This window comes from Sphaerisporangium sp. NPDC049003 (genome assembly GCF_043197795.1).
Taxonomy (GTDB): domain Bacteria; phylum Actinomycetota; class Actinomycetes; order Streptosporangiales; family Streptosporangiaceae; genus Sphaerisporangium.
In genome coordinates, this window is the sequence record NZ_JBICTU010000007.1 from 84,828 (window position 1) to 99,854 (window position 15,027).

13 protein-coding genes and 1 other RNA gene are annotated in these 15,027 nt (G+C 68.8%); 4 read left to right on the plus strand and 10 right to left on the minus strand.

Annotated features, from left to right (window positions below):
• Window positions 1–48: 48 nt before the first annotated feature.
• From ACGFIV_RS09750 to ACGFIV_RS09760, 3 genes are all read right to left on the minus strand, one after another.
• The gene (locus tag ACGFIV_RS09750; RefSeq protein ID WP_358549628.1) at window positions 49–2,247 is read right to left on the minus strand and encodes an acyl-CoA dehydrogenase; all 2,199 of its coding nucleotides are present in this window, start codon (window positions 2,245–2,247) and stop codon (window positions 49–51) included.
• Window positions 2,248–2,409: 162 nt separating this feature from the next.
• Window positions 2,410–3,249, minus strand: a complete 840-nt coding sequence (locus tag ACGFIV_RS09755; protein WP_358549625.1) for a TIGR03619 family F420-dependent LLM class oxidoreductase — start codon at window positions 3,247–3,249, stop codon at window positions 2,410–2,412.
• 80 nt (window positions 3,250–3,329) lie between these two features.
• Window positions 3,330–4,343 (minus strand): hypothetical protein, encoded by a 1,014-nt coding sequence (locus ACGFIV_RS09760; RefSeq protein WP_358549622.1) that lies wholly within the window; start codon window positions 4,341–4,343, stop codon window positions 3,330–3,332.
• A gap of 572 nt (window positions 4,344–4,915) precedes the next feature.
• Here ACGFIV_RS09760 and ACGFIV_RS09765 point away from each other — a divergent pair.
• From ACGFIV_RS09765 to ACGFIV_RS09775, 3 genes are all read left to right on the plus strand, one after another.
• The gene (locus ACGFIV_RS09765) at window positions 4,916–6,013 is read left to right on the plus strand and encodes a trypsin-like peptidase domain-containing protein (RefSeq protein ID WP_358549619.1); all 1,098 of its coding nucleotides are present in this window, start codon (window positions 4,916–4,918) and stop codon (window positions 6,011–6,013) included.
• 91 nt (window positions 6,014–6,104) lie between these two features.
• Entirely contained in the window at window positions 6,105–6,557 is a 453-nt protein-coding gene (locus ACGFIV_RS09770) for a hypothetical protein (RefSeq protein WP_358549616.1), read from the plus strand.
• A 211-nt stretch (window positions 6,558–6,768) separates the two neighbouring features.
• Window positions 6,769–7,434 (plus strand): hypothetical protein, encoded by a 666-nt coding sequence (locus ACGFIV_RS09775; protein WP_358549613.1) that lies wholly within the window; start codon window positions 6,769–6,771, stop codon window positions 7,432–7,434.
• Window positions 7,435–7,501: 67 nt separating this feature from the next.
• On the opposite strand, the gene ACGFIV_RS09780 is transcribed toward ACGFIV_RS09775, so the two are convergent.
• The gene (locus ACGFIV_RS09780) at window positions 7,502–8,185 is read right to left on the minus strand and encodes an alpha/beta fold hydrolase (RefSeq protein ID WP_358552586.1); all 684 of its coding nucleotides are present in this window, start codon (window positions 8,183–8,185) and stop codon (window positions 7,502–7,504) included.
• A 192-nt stretch (window positions 8,186–8,377) separates the two neighbouring features.
• On the opposite strand from ACGFIV_RS09780, the gene ACGFIV_RS09785 reads away from it, so the two are divergent.
• Entirely contained in the window at window positions 8,378–8,530 is a 153-nt protein-coding gene (locus ACGFIV_RS09785; RefSeq protein ID WP_358552588.1) for a hypothetical protein, read from the plus strand.
• A 90-nt stretch (window positions 8,531–8,620) separates the two neighbouring features.
• Here the strand turns inward: ACGFIV_RS09785 and ssrA are convergent.
• From ssrA to prfB, 6 genes are all read right to left on the minus strand, one after another.
• Window positions 8,621–8,998, minus strand: a transfer-messenger RNA (tmRNA) gene (ssrA, locus tag ACGFIV_RS09790).
• Window positions 8,999–9,317: 319 nt separating this feature from the next.
• On the minus strand, window positions 9,318–11,201 hold the full coding sequence (locus tag ACGFIV_RS09795; protein WP_358552590.1) for a penicillin-binding transpeptidase domain-containing protein: 1,884 nt from the start codon (window positions 11,199–11,201) through the stop codon (window positions 9,318–9,320).
• 31 nt (window positions 11,202–11,232) lie between these two features.
• Window positions 11,233–11,700 (minus strand): SsrA-binding protein SmpB, encoded by a 468-nt coding sequence (smpB, locus tag ACGFIV_RS09800; RefSeq protein ID WP_358552592.1) that lies wholly within the window; start codon window positions 11,698–11,700, stop codon window positions 11,233–11,235.
• A 23-nt stretch (window positions 11,701–11,723) separates the two neighbouring features.
• Window positions 11,724–12,632 carry a permease-like cell division protein FtsX gene (ftsX, locus tag ACGFIV_RS09805; protein WP_358552594.1) on the minus strand — a complete coding sequence of 303 codons (909 nt, stop codon included), beginning with the start codon at window positions 12,630–12,632 and terminating at the stop codon, window positions 11,724–11,726.
• 34 nt (window positions 12,633–12,666) lie between these two features.
• Window positions 12,667–13,356, minus strand: coding sequence for a cell division ATP-binding protein FtsE (gene ftsE / locus ACGFIV_RS09810; protein WP_114029179.1), 690 nt, complete (start codon window positions 13,354–13,356; stop codon window positions 12,667–12,669).
• A gap of 473 nt (window positions 13,357–13,829) precedes the next feature.
• The gene (prfB, locus tag ACGFIV_RS09815; protein WP_358552596.1) at window positions 13,830–14,948 is read right to left on the minus strand and encodes a peptide chain release factor 2; all 1,119 of its coding nucleotides are present in this window, start codon (window positions 14,946–14,948) and stop codon (window positions 13,830–13,832) included.
• Window positions 14,949–15,027 lie beyond the last annotated feature (79 nt).

Genomic DNA, 15,027 nt, shown 5'->3' on the forward strand with positions numbered 1-15,027 from the left:
CGGTCGCCAGGCACCGTGATGCCGCAAAGCTACCGGACGGTCATCTGGCTATTTGCCGGGTTCCGGGTCGCGGGGGAGGCCGAGCATGCGTTCGGCGATGATGTTGAGCTGGACCTCGGTCGTGCCACCGTAGATGGTCATCGCGCGCGTGGCGAGGACCGCGCGGTTCCAGTAGCCGGCGTCGCCCAGCTTCATGTCGGCGGCCACCGTGGCCGAGGCGCCGAGCAGGGTGACCGCGCATTCGGACACGTGCTGCGCGTGCGAGGTCGACAGGAGCTTGCGCACCGAGGCGTCCGCGCCCGGCTCGGACCCCGCGAGCTGCTTCAACGTGACCCGCATGCTCAGGGCGTTGATCGAGTGGCCCTCGCAGACCACGCGGGCCAGCTCCTGCCGCTCGACCGCCGTCAGGTCGCGGCCGAGCCGGGACGCCAGGCCGAGCAGGTCGGTGACCGAGGAGCCCGTGCCGCCGGAACCGGACGACAGGGACACCCGCTCGTTGGACAGGGTGTTGCGCGCGACCCGCCAGCCCTCGTTGATCTCGCCCACGACCAGGTCGTCCGGGACGAAGACATCGTCGAAGAAGACCTCGTTGAAGAGGTTCTCGCCGGTCATCTCGGTCAGGGGCCGCACGGTCACGCCGGGGGCCTTCATGTCCACGACGAAGTAGGTGATGCCGTCGTGCTTGGGCTTGGAGGTGTCCGTGCGGGCGATGCAGATGCCCCACTCGGCGACGTGCGCGACGGAGGTCCAGATCTTCTGCCCGTTGAGCTTCCAGCCGCCTTCCACGCGCTCGGCCTTCATCTGCAGCGAGGCGAGGTCGGAGCCCGCGCCCGGCTCGCTGAAGAGCTGACACCAGATCAGCTCTCCGGCGAGCGTGGGCGGCAGGAACCGCTCCTGCTGCTCGGTGGTGCCGTACGCCGCGATGGAGGGCACGACCCAGGCTCCGATGATCATCTGTGGCAGCCGTACGCGCGCGGCCTTCAGCTCCTGGTGGATGAGCACCTGCTCCAGCGGCGAAGACCCACGGCCCCACGGCGCCGGCAGGTGGGGCATCACGAAGCCCTTGCCGGCGAGCGCGCGCTTCTGCTCCTTGCCCTCCAGCGTGGCGATCTCGGCGATCTCCTCGCGAAGGGACGAGCGCAGCGCCTCGGCGTCCTCGGGAAGGTCGAGCTCCATCTCGCGGGCGACGCCGGACAGGGCGTGCGACGCCACGGACTCGGCCCACTCGGCCGACGGGCCGAGCAGCGCGCGGAGGGTCAGCGCGCGGCGGAAGTACAGGTGGGCGTCGTGCTCGAAGGTGTAGCCGATGCCGCCGAAGGTCTGGATGGCGTCCTTGGCGCACTGCACGGCGGCGTCGGGGGCCATGACACCGGCGATCGCGGCGGCGTAGCCGAGCTCGTCGCCGCTCGCGCGGGTGGCGTCCCAGACGGTGGCGCGGGCCTGCTCCAGCGCGACGAGCATCCGGGCCGCCTTGTGCTTGATGCCCTGGAACTGGCCGATCGGACGGCCGAACTGCACCCGCACCTTGGCGTAGTCGGAGGCGGCGCGCACGCACCACGAGGCGACGCCCGCCGCCTCCGCGCCGAGCACGATCGCACCCAGCTCGCGGACCTGGGCGCCCGTCAGCCCGTCGAGCACCCGCTCGCCGGGCACGCTCACCGAACCGGCCTCCACCTTGGCCACGCCCCTGGTGAGGTCGAGGCTCTTGAGCGGGGTGACGGTCACGCTGTCTCTGGAAAGGGCCACCCACTCCTGGCCCCGATCGGTGCTCACCGGGAGCACGAACACGTCGGCGAGTGCGGCGCCGAGCACGGGCTCGGCCGTGCCGCTGACGGTCAGGACGCCGTCGTCGTCGCGGTTGCCGGTCAGCGTGCCGGTGAACGCGACGGCACCCGTCAGCGCGCCCTCGGCGAGGCCGGGCAGGAGCTCGGCGCGGGCCTTGCCGTCGGAGGCGAGGATCACCGCGGACGCGAGCACGGTCGGGACGTACGGGCCGGGGGCCATGCGCTCGCCGAGCGCCTCGACGGCCACGGCGGTCTCCAGCAGGCCGAAGCCGCTCCCGCCGTACTCTTCGGGCAGGTGCAGGCCGAGCAGGCCCTGGTCGGCGAGGCCGGCCCAGAAGGCGGGCCGCTCCTCGGTGTCCGCGCCGACGGCCGAACGGACGACCTCGGCGGGAATGTTGCGCTCCGCCCAGCCGCTCACGGACTCGCGGAGCGCCTCGTGCTCCTCGCTCAACCCGATCGCCATAACACCCTCCGTGCGGTTCGGCCCCAAGACGTGGCAGAACCATATTCTAGAAGATGCTTCCAAGGCTAACCATGGCCCAGACCACATCTGGCCCGAATCAACTTAGCGACCACAGCGCGTGAATAAGGGGAAACCCTGGCACGGGCGCACCCCGGAAAGGGATCACTCGCCGTGCAGGTCGGCCAGCGCCTTCTCGAAGGCGTCCATCTCCCCCTCTATGCGGGCGAGCCCGGCCGAGGGCAGCCACGGCATGACCCGCGCGACCCCGGCCTTCTCGCACTCCTCAAGCACCTTCGGGTCCGGCGGAACCGACATCATCATCACTCGTACGGACTTCCCGAGCTCCTCCGCCCGGCGGAACAGCTCGGGCACGCGCTCCAGCACGCCCGGAGCGTAGTTCGGCAGCCAGACCTCACCGTACGACAGGACCCGGTCGAGCACCTTGGGTCCGGTGCCGCCCACCAGGACCGGCGGGTGTGGCTGCTGGACCGGCTTGGGCCAGGACCAGATCGGATCGAACGAGACGAACTCACCGTGGTACTCGGCCTCGTCGTGGGTCCAGATCTGCTCCATCGCCTCGACGTGCTCCTTCATCACGGCGAACCGCCTGGAAGGGTCGACTCCGTGGTTGCGGATCTCGGGGTCGTTCCAGCCGGCGCCGACGCCGAACTCGAAGCGGCCGCCGGTGAGGCGGTCGATGCTGGCCACCGTCTTGGCGAGGGTGATCGGATGATGCTGGACCACCAGGCAGACACCGGTGCCGACGCGTAGTTTGGTGGTGGCCATGCCGGCGACCATGCACGTCGTGAGGGTGTCGTAGGTGTGCCAGTACTTGCGCGGGAGCGGGCCGTTCTCGGGCCGTCGCGGCAGCTCGGCGTGGGCCGGGATATGGGTGTGCTCGGAGAAGAGCACGGCCGCGTGCCCGCGCTCTTCCACCAGCCTGGCCAGGGTGTCGGGAGCGACCGCGTCATGCGTCGCGAAGTAGCCGAATCCAGTGTCCATCGCCCCAAGGTAACCCGGGCCCCCGCCATCGCCGCGCCGACACCCGGATGCCTTCTGACCAGGTGTTTCGCGGCCAAGGACTAGATCGCGCGGGCGGTCCAGAAGAGCATGTTCAGGTCGTGGTAGAGCGCCGTACGGGTGTCGGGGACGGTCGCGAACAGCATCGCGGGCTTCTTCTTGCCCGTCGCGATGACCATGACGTAGGCCTGCGAAGAGTGCTTCTTGCCGCCCTGGACGTAGCTGACCTTGTAGCCGAGCACCCATCCGAGGTTGTACCGCGCCTGCTGCGACACGGTCCAGGTGAACTTCGACCCGGCGGGCTGGTAGCGCAGCGTCCACTTCGCCGCCTTGCCCGCCAGCTTGCGGAAGTCCTCGTACGTCGTCAGCGCCTTGGGAACGGCGACCGGCACAGGGGCCGAGCCGATCAGCGCCTGCCCGGACGAGCCGGCCTTCTGCGCCGCCGAGAAGGGGGCGCGGGTGGTCTTGGCCCACGGGGTGCCGTACTGGGCGTAGCTGAGGCCGGCGGTCCGGTCGGCCACGTACGACGCGATCGGCGTGCCCGCGCCGGAGAAGACCGTCATCGCCTTGGCGGCGGGGACCGGCGGGACCGCGATCGGGGTCGGGGTCGGCTTCGGCGGCGCGCTCGGCACGGCGGGGCCGCCCGCCTGGGCCGGGCTCACGTGTACCTGCTCACCGGGGATGTCACCGCCGAACAGCATGAAGATCAGGACCACGATGATCCCCGTGACGATGGCGGCGCCGACGCCGTACACCGCTCTCATGGGGATGTCACCGATCCGGAAGATCGCCCTGGCGAACCAGCGGGGCCGCTTCCTCGCGCGGGGTGCGGCGGGCCTCGCCTCGCCGGCCAGAGCCCCGAAACTCGACGGCGGCCCCGGCGCGGGCGGCTCATGCCGGGCCGAGGCCCGCGGCGTGACCGGATCGGGGGCCGAGGGCTCTGGCGTGGCGGGACCGGGACGGGCCGAGGGCCGCGATGTGGCCGGATGGGGACGGGCCGAGGTGGCGGGCGAGCCGGCGACGGACCGGTCCGGCCGGAGGAACGGTCCAGTCGGCCTTCGGACGTTCGCCGTCACGTTGTGGTCCGCGGTCTCGTGCGCGCTCTCATCCGGAGCCGCTGAGCCCGGCGCCGGATCCGTGGACGCCGGGTCCGTGGTTGCCGGGTCCGTGGTTGCCGGGTCCGTGGACGCTGGGTCCGTGGTTGCCGGGTCCGTGGCGGCTTCGCCGGGCTCCTGCCGTTTGGACGCCCGAGCCCTCGCCGCCTCGGCCATGGCGAGTGCCTGCTCGGTGCTCACCCGCGGCATCGGGGTGGTCGGCGCTTCATAGGAGGGAACGTACGTCGGAGGCCGCCCCGGCCCAGGGCGGCTGGGGGAGTTTCCAGCGCCGTCCGCCATGTCCGCAGACTACGTCACAAATCGTGATCCACGAGGTCCGCCATCGCGGGCCGCGACGGCAGAAAGCGCGTTCCAGCAGGTAGAACGCGCGAGCCCGCACCGAAGAAAATCGGGTCGCCAACATGCTCGCGATGATCACCGCCGACGTGCCCGATCAGGGCGGGCCCGACCGGCCGGACCGTTGGCAAGATCGACCTATGGGCCGCTGACAGCGAGTATCTTCCGTGTGGTCGGGCATCACCTTGACCATGGAGATGACACCAGGTACGCGGCGCACCGGACATATCGGCCGGCACGCTCTCACCGCCGGGGTGGCCGGGGTCCTGGTGGTGCTCAGCGGCTGCGGACTCACCGGAGCGCCGGCCTCGACGCACCGGGCCTCCGGGGGGTCCACCACGCCGCCACCGCCGCCCGCGACGATGGTCTCGGAGGAGCAGGCGTACGAGCGGGTCATCGCCCAGGTGCTTCCGTCCATCGTGCAGATCAACACGTCGGGAGGTCTCGGGTCGGGCGTCGTATACGACACTGACGGCCATATCGTGACAAATGCCCATGTTGTGGGTAAGTCCACGAACTTCGAGGTCATACTCGCGACGGGCGGCAAGCCCCGAAAGGCCAAGCTCGTCGCGTCGTACCCGCTGGGCGACCTCGCCGTCATCCGCGTCAACGACAAATCGGGGCTGGCCCCGGCGACGTTCGGCGACTCCACCAAGCTCAAGGTGGGTCAGATCGTGCTGGCCATGGGCAACCCGCTGGGCCTGTCGGGCAGCGTGACCAACGGCATCGTGTCCGCGCTCGGCCGTACGGTCACCGAGCCCCAGGGCGAGGGGTCACCGGGTGCCACGATCACCAACGCCATCCAGACCTCGGCGTCGATCAACCCGGGGAACAGCGGCGGCGCGCTCACCAACCTCTCGGGCGAGGTCATCGGCGTCCCAACGCTGGCCGCGATAAACCCCGAGCTGGGCGGGGGCGCGGCCCCGGGCATCGGCTTCGCCATCCCGAGCAGCACCGCCAAGGACGTCGCCGAGCAGATCATCAGGAGCGGCAAGGTCACCAACACGCGCCGCGCCGCCCTAGGGGTGCGGGTCAACACCGTCGTCGGGCCCGACGGCCAGCCGGTGGGCGTGGGCATCGCCCAGGTGGATCCGGGCAGCGGCGCCGCGAAGGCGGGCATCAAGCCCGGTGACATCATCGTCAGCGTCAACGGCAGGCCGACTCCCACGGCCGCGACGCTCTCCGAGGTGCTCGCCGGCCTCAAGCCGGGGGCCCAGGCGAGGGTCGAGATCCTCCATCCCAACGGGAGGTCGGACACCGTCACCGTGATCCTCGGCACCCTCTCGGGCACCTGATCCGTCTCCGGCTCCCCGTGGTGTGGCCGCTCGCATCGCGGCGGTGGTCGCTGACAGTAGGTGTCAGCGATCCGGGCCTAGCTTGGCTCCCATGAACGACTTCGACTTCCTCGTCGGCACCTGGAACGTGGCCAACCGGCGGCTCAAGGAATGCCTGACGGCGTGTACGGAATGGGATGAGTTCCCCGGCGTCTCAACCTCCAAGAGCATCTTCGGCGGCGGGAACATGGACGAGATCGACTTTCCCACCAGGGGCTTCTCGGGGCTGACCCTCCGGCTCTACGACTCGGGGCGCGAGGAGTGGTCGCTGTACTGGTCCAGCAGCCGCTCCGCCGTGATCGACCCGCCGGTGGTCGGCCACTTCGACGGAGGCGAGGGCGTGTTCTACGCCGACGACACCTACCGGGGCGTTCCCATACGGGTGCGGTACATCTGGTCCGGGATCACCCCGACCTCCGCCCGATGGGAGCAGGCGTTCTCCACCGACGGCGGCAAGTACTGGGAGACCAACTGGATCATGGAAATGACCCGCGCCGAGGCATAGACAGCGGCTCCCACTCCCCTGCCTCACCCGGCCACGCCCCGAGACCAGGACGCCGGGGGCGCGCACCTCGCTCACAGAGCCGATACGAGAGACCGGGCAACCCGGGCCCGGCTACGCCATTGGATCAAGAACGACTAGAGTCCTTACGTCAAGGGTGAGATGTCCCTTTGGTTCTCAATCCGCTGATCACCGCGATGGAGAATGGCAGCCGATGACCACCACCACATCCGTCTCCGCGCGACGGGTGATCGAGCAGGCGGCGCGAGGGCACTATCGAACCGTCTACACGCCCTCGGTGCTGGAGGCCGCCTCCACGGTGCTGGCCGACCTGCACGCCGCCGGGCTGCGCCATGGCATCGGCCCGGCTGACTGGCAAGGTTTCCACGGTACCGACCACCGACTCGCCGAGGCCGTTCTCCTGGGCCAGGCGACCGCGTACCGTCAGGCCTCCCTCGCCGGCCTGGACGACCCGCTCGCCCTGCTCACCGCCGCCGCCGACCGCGCCGGCCTGACCACCCTCCGCCCCCGGACGCGCCCCGACCTACCCGGTGCGCCGAGGGACGGCGGCGTGGCGACTTTCGGGGTGACCGGTGCGGCGGACGCCGCCGGTCCGGCTCCCCGGGCCTCGATCCGCCTGGCCCGGCTCCCGCGGACGCCTCCGTGGGGATGGGACGGCATGGCCTCGCTCGTCGTCTCCCTGGACCGCTTCGACAACCCCACGAGCCCCGCGTGGAAGTGGGAGCTGTTCCCCGACGTCGGCGAGCCCAGCACCCAGATGGTGCAGGTCGTCGCGCCACCTCCGTCGCCCGCCGTGGCCGACGAGGTCCTCGCCATCGCCCACCAGGCCCTCACCGGCGCCCTCCGCCTCTACCGCTAACCCCCCGCCCCCGCTCACCGTTCCGGCCCCACACCTCTCCGCAAGGTCGTACGGCCTCGCGGCCCGCTCAGCGTTCGAGGAACTCCGTGACCGCCGCGAGGAACTCCTCCGGGCGCTTGGCGTGGACGTCGTGGCCCGCCTCGATCGTCACCAGCCGGGCAGCGGGGATACGTGAGGCCAGGTCGGCGACCTGATCCTGCGGCAGGTGACTGGGCGCGCCACCGGCGATGACGAGGGTCGGCGCGGTGATCTTCGCGAGCCCTTCGAGCCACTCGGGGTCGGGATGATCGCGCTGGTAGGCGGTCTGCTCGACCATGGCCCAGTCGAACGACAGCGTTCCCTCGGGCTTCGCGGGCAACGACAGCCCCGCCGGATGGGGAGCGGGCACATCCTCCAGCACCATCTGCTCGACCCGGTCGGGATACGCCTCGGCGATCAGGACCGCGACCATGCCACCAAGCGAATGGGCCACGAACGTCGCGCGATCCACCTCCAGATGATCGAGCAGCGCGACCACATCGTCACGCATCAGCTCCAGCGTGTAGACCCCCGGCCAGTCGCTGCGCCCATGACCCCGCAGGTCGGGCGCGTAGACCCGCCACGAAGCGGAGAGGCGGTCGACGACGCGCGCCCAGTCGGAGTGATCGAGCCCCCGCCCCGGCAGGAGCACCAGAGGCGGCGCACCGGCGTCCCCCGCCACCTGGTAGGCCACCCGAATCCCGTTGACACCCACAACCCGAAGATCGCCCATCACCCCAACCTAATCCGCCTCCATCCGTGTCGCCTCGAAGTTCGCGACAGGTGAAAGACCTGGGAGCGTATGAGTGAGCGACTCGAAGCAGTGGAGAAGCGGGCCGGCCCAAGCGACCGGGCTCAGAAAGAGCTGTGCCCCGGAGCCCGCTCGAAAGCGATGTCATCCGGGGCGTACGCATGCCATGCTACCGTGCGTGACCGTTCAGAGCAGGCGGACGCCGAGAGCATCAACCGGCTGGTGGGCTACATCTGCCCTACCACAGCCGTATGGATGCGAGACCACTCCAGAGTCCCGGAGGTCCTGCGGATGCGAGCAGATCCAAGCGTGATCATGACCTTCTGATACCCGATGGGCCACTTGAAGAAGCCAGGGCCGGAAAGAATCAAGGGCGGTCGGTTGGCCTTTGGGGCTTACCGACCGCCCTTGGCGATCTGGTGGAGGTGGCGGGAATCGAACCCGCGTCCTTCAACACCACGACAGGGCTTCTCCGGGTGCAGCCTGCTGCGATTTTCTCAGCCCCGATGATCACACAGGCATGTCATCGACGGGCTCAGTCACTGTTAGGTTTCCCTATCGTCCCCGTGACCGGGTCGATCGGTTTAGCCTCCTAGCGATGCCAGGTCCGGGCCGGAGGCGGTCCCGGGCTGACAAGGGCGTGGTCCTCGCTCAGGCGGCGAGGGCCATGTGGCCCTGAGTGCGCGTGTTATTGGCACTTATTGTTTTGCGGTCACAGTGTTAACGAGGTTATGTCCGCAGTCCTCGACCCGCTTCCCCTGGCGCGACATGTCGAAGTCGAAACCAGTCACCCCCTGTGGAGTTGTCGCCCGGCCTCGCGAAAGACCGGACAACCAGAAGATACTCTAGAGAACGCCTGTGGCGCGAACTTGATTCCCCGGCATGCCCAGCACAGCGGCCCGTACATGCCGAAACCCCCGGAAGCGTGGCACATGGCGCACGCCCCCGGGGGCCGACCGGCAGGGTCGAGCCGGTCCGGACGGCAGGGCTTCCCCCGAGATGAAGCCCTGGTCTCATCACGGCGACTGAGCCCGCAACCCCCAAGCGGTGCCCAGTCATCGAGAAAGACGCAGGTCAAGCCCCCAAAGGTTGCTCGCCCCAGGAACTATTTTTTTCAGGCGGCCGTGCGGGCGCTGCGGAAGAACTGACCGGCGATCTGGGCGGAGGCAGTCGCGGTCGCCGTCTCGCTGAGCACGGCCACGGCGACGTCGCCCTGCCAGCCGACGAACCACGAGAGGCTCCTCGGGCGCTTCTTGTCGGTGTAGGTGATGGCGGCGGAGACGCCGTGGACCTTGTCGCCCGGCGCCGCGGCGGCCGCGGCCGTACCGGAGGTGACGCCCGACCGCATGAGGGCGCGCAGCTTGGTCAGCGTCTGGGAGTCCAGCGGAACGGGGCTCGGCGGAGTGGCGGGCGGGACGTCGGACGAGGCGTCGGGCGAGCCGGGAGAGGTGACCAGCGTCGGCGGCCGCCACGTGCCGGAGGCCACGGCACCCGCGACCAGGGCCATCGACAGGGGGCTGACCCGCACGGTCTGCCCAGCGATGATCTTCGCCTTGGCGGCGTCACTCGTGGCCTTGGGGATGGTGCCGCTGAACGACCGCAGCGGCAGGGTCCAGTCGCCGCCGATGCCGAAGCGGGTGGCCGCCTCGGTGAGCGTGCCCGCGTCGACGCGGCGGGCCAGCGACGCCAGCGCGGTGACGCATCCGTTGGCGAAATCGCTGGCCATGGTGGGTGGCGTGCCGACGGGACCCACGGCGACCTGCTCGAACCGCGCGCCCCCGACCGTGCGGCCGACGGGGCACGGCAGCTTCTGCTTGGGATCGACTCCCCCGGCGAGCAGCCCCTCAGCCGCGACGACCGAGAACGCGGTGCCCGGGGGGAACCGGCCGTTGAGCCCGTCGCGCGCCTGGTTCATCTCGTGGGAGCTCACGGCCAGGATCTCGCCCGTCGACGCCCTGACCGCGACCAGGGTCGCGGGGACCGTGCCACTGACGGCGAGATCGGCGGAACGCTGCACGCCCCTGTCGATGGTGGTCCTCACCGACGTGGTGTTCGACCTGCCGGGCCACTGGGCCAGCTCGGCCACCTGCTCGCTCGTCTTCAGGTCGTAGGTGATGACCTTCGTGCCGGTGGAGCCGGTGAGCTGGTCCTGGTAGGCCTTCTGCAGCCCGCCCTGGCCGACGGTGTCACCCGCGCGCTGCGGCCCGCCGAGCTGCTGCTCGGTCTCTGGCGTGATCGCGCCGACCTTGCCGATGATGTCGGCCGGCTGGGCGGGCGCGACCGGCTGCGACTTCTTGTCGATCTTCAGGTCGGGGATCTCGTCCAGGCGGTCGCGAAGCTGGGCGTACTTGGTGCCGCCGAACGTCACCAGCGGCACGAAGGTCTGGGGCGGGGCCGACCTGATGCGGCTGAGCAGACGATCTTGGGCGAAGCCGGTCACCTGGTAGAGCCGTTCGCACACGCCCACAGGATCCTTGACCCTGGCGGGGAAGACACCCGCGACGTAAAGCGTCGCCTCCCTCTGGAGCGCGTCACCGTTGCGGTCCTCGATGGGCTGGCGGCCCATGGAGGAGACCTCCACCGCGAAGCGCTGCCCCTCACGGAGCTGCGGGTGGATGACGCTCGGCGACCAGCGGACCTTCCAGGTGCCGTCGACCACGTGCAGCGGCAGATCGTTGTCGTACTGCCAGATGGGGTTGTTGTCCCCGAGGTCGACCTGGACCCGGAACTTCGCGTCGGCGTTCTCGCCGTTGGTCCGCAGCCCCTTGAGGGAGAAGCGGATCGACGCGGCGTCCAGCTGCAGGCCGGCCTCTTCCAGGGCCTTCTTGACGACCTTCGGGTCGCCGTCGGTGCGCTCGGCGGCCGAGCCGAAGTCGCCGGTCTGCCATCCGACCAGGAACTGGCTGACGGCCTCGTGCGGCGACGGCTCGCTGAGGCAGGCCGACAGCAGGGGAACGGCCACGGCCAGCGACAGTCCCGCCGACAGCGTTCTTCTCATGCGTACGACTAGCGGCACGGCTGATCGGACCTCATCGGTTGCGGTGACGAAGGGCGCGGGCCATCTCCCGGGTCGCCTGCTTCTCGGCGAGGTCGTGCCGCTTGTCCCAGGTCTTCTTACCGCGCGCCACACCGATCTCGACCTTGGCCTTGCCGTCCTTGAAGTACAGCGACAGGGGGACCAGCGTCAGACCGGACTCCTTGGTCTTGTTGATGATCTTCCCGATCTCCTTGCGGTGGAGCAGGAGCTTGCGGGGGCGCCGCGAGGCGTGGTTGGTCCACGTGCCCATGTGGTACTCGGGGATGTGGATGTTCATCAGCCACACCTCGTCATCTTTGACCTGGGCGTACCCGTCCGACAGGCTCGCCCGGCCGGCACGGAGGGATTTCACCTCCGTGCCCATCAGGACGAGCCCCGCCTCGTAGGTGTCCTCGATCTGATAGTCGTGCCGGGCACGCTTGTTCTGGGCGATGAGCTTGCGCCCGGTCTCACGTGGCATAGCGTCGAGCCTACCGGGGTGTGTCACACCCTCAGGTATCGCCGGAGGGTGACGAAGGAGGCGAGGATACAGATCAGCACGCCGACCACGGTCGTCAACGTGATCACCTGCGCGACCTCGGTCCAGCCTAGCTGCGTGGACAGGACGAAGTAGCTCTTCATCCCGTCGAACAACACGATCTTGGCCAGCATCAGCAGGATCGCGGAGATCACGCCGCCGACCAGGCCGGCGATGGTGCCCTCCATGACGAACGGTAGCTGGATGTAGAGGTTGGAGGCGCCGACCAGGCGCATGATCCCGGTCTCCCGCCTCCGGTTGTACGCGGACAGCCGCACGGTGTTGCCGATCAGGAGGATCGCCGCGAAGACCTGGATCATCGCCACGATGAGCGCCGCCCACCGCAGCTTGTCCATCAGGCCGAAGAACTTGTCGAGCAACTGCTGGTCGTTGACCACGTTGGACACGCCCGGGGCGCCGCTGAGGCGGTCGAACACGGCCTTGTAGTCATCGGGGTTCTTCAGCTTGACCCGGAACGACTCGGGCATGTCGTCGACCTTGACCGCGGAGAGGAACACGCTGTTGCTGCTGTAAGCGGCCTTGAAGTTCTGGTAGGCCTGCTCCTGGCCCTCGAAGGAGACCCTGTCCACCTGGGCCATGCTCTCGATCTGCGTCTTCAGCGCCTGCTTCTCCTGGTCGCTGACGGCGCCGCGGCCCTTGCAGGCCTGGAACGGGTCGTTCTTCTTGCACAGGAACGCCGACAGCTGGACCTTGTCGGACCAGTAGCTGCTCATGCTGCCGACCTGTGCGTTGATCATCAGCCCAATGCCGAGCAGCGCCATGCCGATGGCCACGGTCACGATGACCGCGACGGTCATCGTGAGGTTGCGGCGAAGGCCGATCCAGACCTCAGAGAAGATGAAGTTTGCCCGCATGCTGTGGGTGTCCCCTGTTGCTCTCGCTTGGTGATCAGTACGCCTGACCGTAGACGCCGCGTGACTGATCTCGGACGATCTTGCCGTCCTCCAGCTCGACCACGCGCTTGCGCATGGAGTCGACAATGGCGGCGTCATGGGTGGCCATGACGACGGTGGTGCCGGTCCGGTTGATCCGGTCGAGCACCTTCATGATCCCGATGCTGGTCGCGGGGTCGATGTTTCCCGTGGGCTCGTCCGCGAGCAGGATCATCGGGCGGTTGACGAACGCGCGGGCCATGGCGACCCGCTGTTGCTCACCTCCGGACAGCTCGTCGGGCATACGGTGTGCCTTTCCTTCCAGGCCGACCAGCTCGACGACCTCAGGCACCACCTTGCGGATGAACCGCCGGGGCTTGCCGATGACCTCCAACGCGAACGCCACGTTCTCGTAGACGTTCTTGTTGGGCAGCAGCCGGAAGTCCTGGAACACGCAGCCGATGCGGCGGCGCAGATGCGGCACCTTGAAGTTCGACAGGCGCGCCAGATCCTTCCCGGCGACATGTATAGCGCCCGAGTTCGGGCGCTCCTCCTTCAGGACCAGGCGGAGAAAGGTCGACTTCCCCGACCCCGAAGGACCGACCAGGAACACGAACTCACCCTTGTCGACGTCAACGCTGACGTGGTCGAGGGCAGGGCGGTTCTGGTTAACGTAGACCTTGGTGACATTATCGAAATGGATCACAGGCGCATCACGGCATGCCAGTCTAGGGGTTAGGACGGTCGCGGAAGTGGCCGCGTGGGCCACAGCGCATTGCTCGCCGGCCGGGGGGCGCCGCTCTTTACCATTGATCGACGTTCCGGTTGGCCGAGGCTCAGTCTAGGGGTAACACTGGCATGGAACGTCCATAACGGAAACAAAACGATTCCACACTCGCTATCAGGCTGGTAAAGCGATCACCGTGGAGAGGGAGATATCCCGTGAGCTGCGAACATCTCATCTGTGCCCAGTGCGCCGGTCCAGTCGTGGAGGGCCGCTGCCCCGCCTGCCGGGCCAGTAGGGCCAGGGTCCATCACCATGGGCTGGGGGGTCTTTCCCCCATGCTCATCGCGATAATCCTGTTTGTCCTGCTCGCTGCGACCCTGGCGCTGAAGCACCTGTACGGCGCCTGACGGCGTCCGGTACGGATCCCGGAGCGCCGGGATCCGTACGAGGGGCTAGCCCGCCGCGCCCGACTCGATGCGCCGCGTCCATCGGATCTCGCCCTCGATGAACTCGTCGAGGTCGCCGTCGAGCACGGCGCTGGGGTTGCCCGCCTCGACGGAGGTGCGCAGGTCCTTCACGATCTGGTAAGGGTGGAGGACGTAGTTGCGGATCTGCGTGCCCCACGAGGTGGTCGCCTCGCCACGCAGCTCCGACATCTTCTCGGCCTCTTCCTGCCGCTTGCGCTCCAGCAGCTTGGCCTGGAGCACGGTCATCGCGGAGGCGCGGTTCTGGAGCTGGGACCGCTCGTTCTGGCAGGAGACGACGATGCCGGTGGGCAGGTGGGTGATGCGCACCGCCGAGTCGGTGGTGTTGACGCCCTGTCCGCCGGGACCCGACGAGCGGTAGACGTCGATGCGCAGATCGTCCTCGTTGATGTCGATGTGATCGGTCTGCTCGACGACCGGCACCACGTCGACGCCCGCGAAGGAGGTCTGGCGGCGGCCCTGGTTGTCGAACGGGCTGATGCGGACGAGCCGGTGGGTGCCGTGCTCGCCCCTCAGCGTGCCGTAGGCGTAGGGCGCCTTGACGACGAAGGTCGCCGACTTGATGCCGGCCTCTTCGGCGTAGGAGGTGTCGTACACCTCGGTGGAGTAGCCCTTGCGCTCGGCCCAGCGGAGATACATGCGGAGCAGCATCTGCGCCCAGTCGGCCGCGTCGACGCCGCCGGCCTGGGAGTTGATCGTGATGAGCGCCTCGCGGGCGTCGTACGGCCCGGCGAGCAGCGTGCGCACCTCCAGGGCGTTGACGTCGGTGCGCAGGGACGCGAGCTCCCGCCCGGCCTCCTCGCGCGTCTCGGCGTCGTCCTCGGCCTCGGCCAGCTCGTACAGGACGTTGATGTCGTCCAGCCTGCGGAGAAGGCCCTCGACGCGGTTGAGCTCGCCCTGCATGTGGGAGAGCTTGCTCGTGACCTTCTGCGCCTGCTCAGGGTCGTTCCACAGGTCTGGCGCGGCAGCCTGCTCCTCCAACTCGGCGATCTGCTTTCGCATAACGTCGAGGTCCAGCACGTCCTGAATGCCCTTCAGTGTGCCGGTAAGCTCGCTGATCTCTTCTGCGGGATCGATGGCTGCCACATCTGCCAAGGGTACGCGACACCGGAGGCACCTCGCGCGTGGCTAGCATGGGCGGTCTGCGGGGGACCCATCGGGAGGC

Bases quoted from the DNA above. Each gene is read 5' to 3' on its own strand.
- ACGFIV_RS09775 (WP_358549613.1), top strand. From the start codon at position 6,769: ATGACCACCACCACATCCGTCTCCGCGCGACGGGTGATCGAGCAGGCG.
- ACGFIV_RS09795 (WP_358552590.1), bottom strand. From the start codon at position 11,201: ATGAGAAGAACGCTGTCGGCGGGACTGTCGCTGGCCGTGGCCGTTCCC.
- ACGFIV_RS09750 (WP_358549628.1), bottom strand. From the start codon at position 2,247: ATGGCGATCGGGTTGAGCGAGGAGCACGAGGCGCTCCGCGAGTCCGTG.
- ACGFIV_RS09780 (WP_358552586.1), bottom strand. From the start codon at position 8,185: ATGGGCGATCTTCGGGTTGTGGGTGTCAACGGGATTCGGGTGGCCTAC.
- ACGFIV_RS09765 (WP_358549619.1), top strand. From the start codon at position 4,916: ATGACACCAGGTACGCGGCGCACCGGACATATCGGCCGGCACGCTCTC.
- ACGFIV_RS09770 (WP_358549616.1), top strand. From the start codon at position 6,105: ATGAACGACTTCGACTTCCTCGTCGGCACCTGGAACGTGGCCAACCGG.
- ftsX (WP_358552594.1), bottom strand. From the start codon at position 12,632: ATGCGGGCAAACTTCATCTTCTCTGAGGTCTGGATCGGCCTTCGCCGC.
- ACGFIV_RS09755 (WP_358549625.1), bottom strand. From the start codon at position 3,249: ATGGACACTGGATTCGGCTACTTCGCGACGCATGACGCGGTCGCTCCC.
- smpB (WP_358552592.1), bottom strand. From the start codon at position 11,700: ATGCCACGTGAGACCGGGCGCAAGCTCATCGCCCAGAACAAGCGTGCC.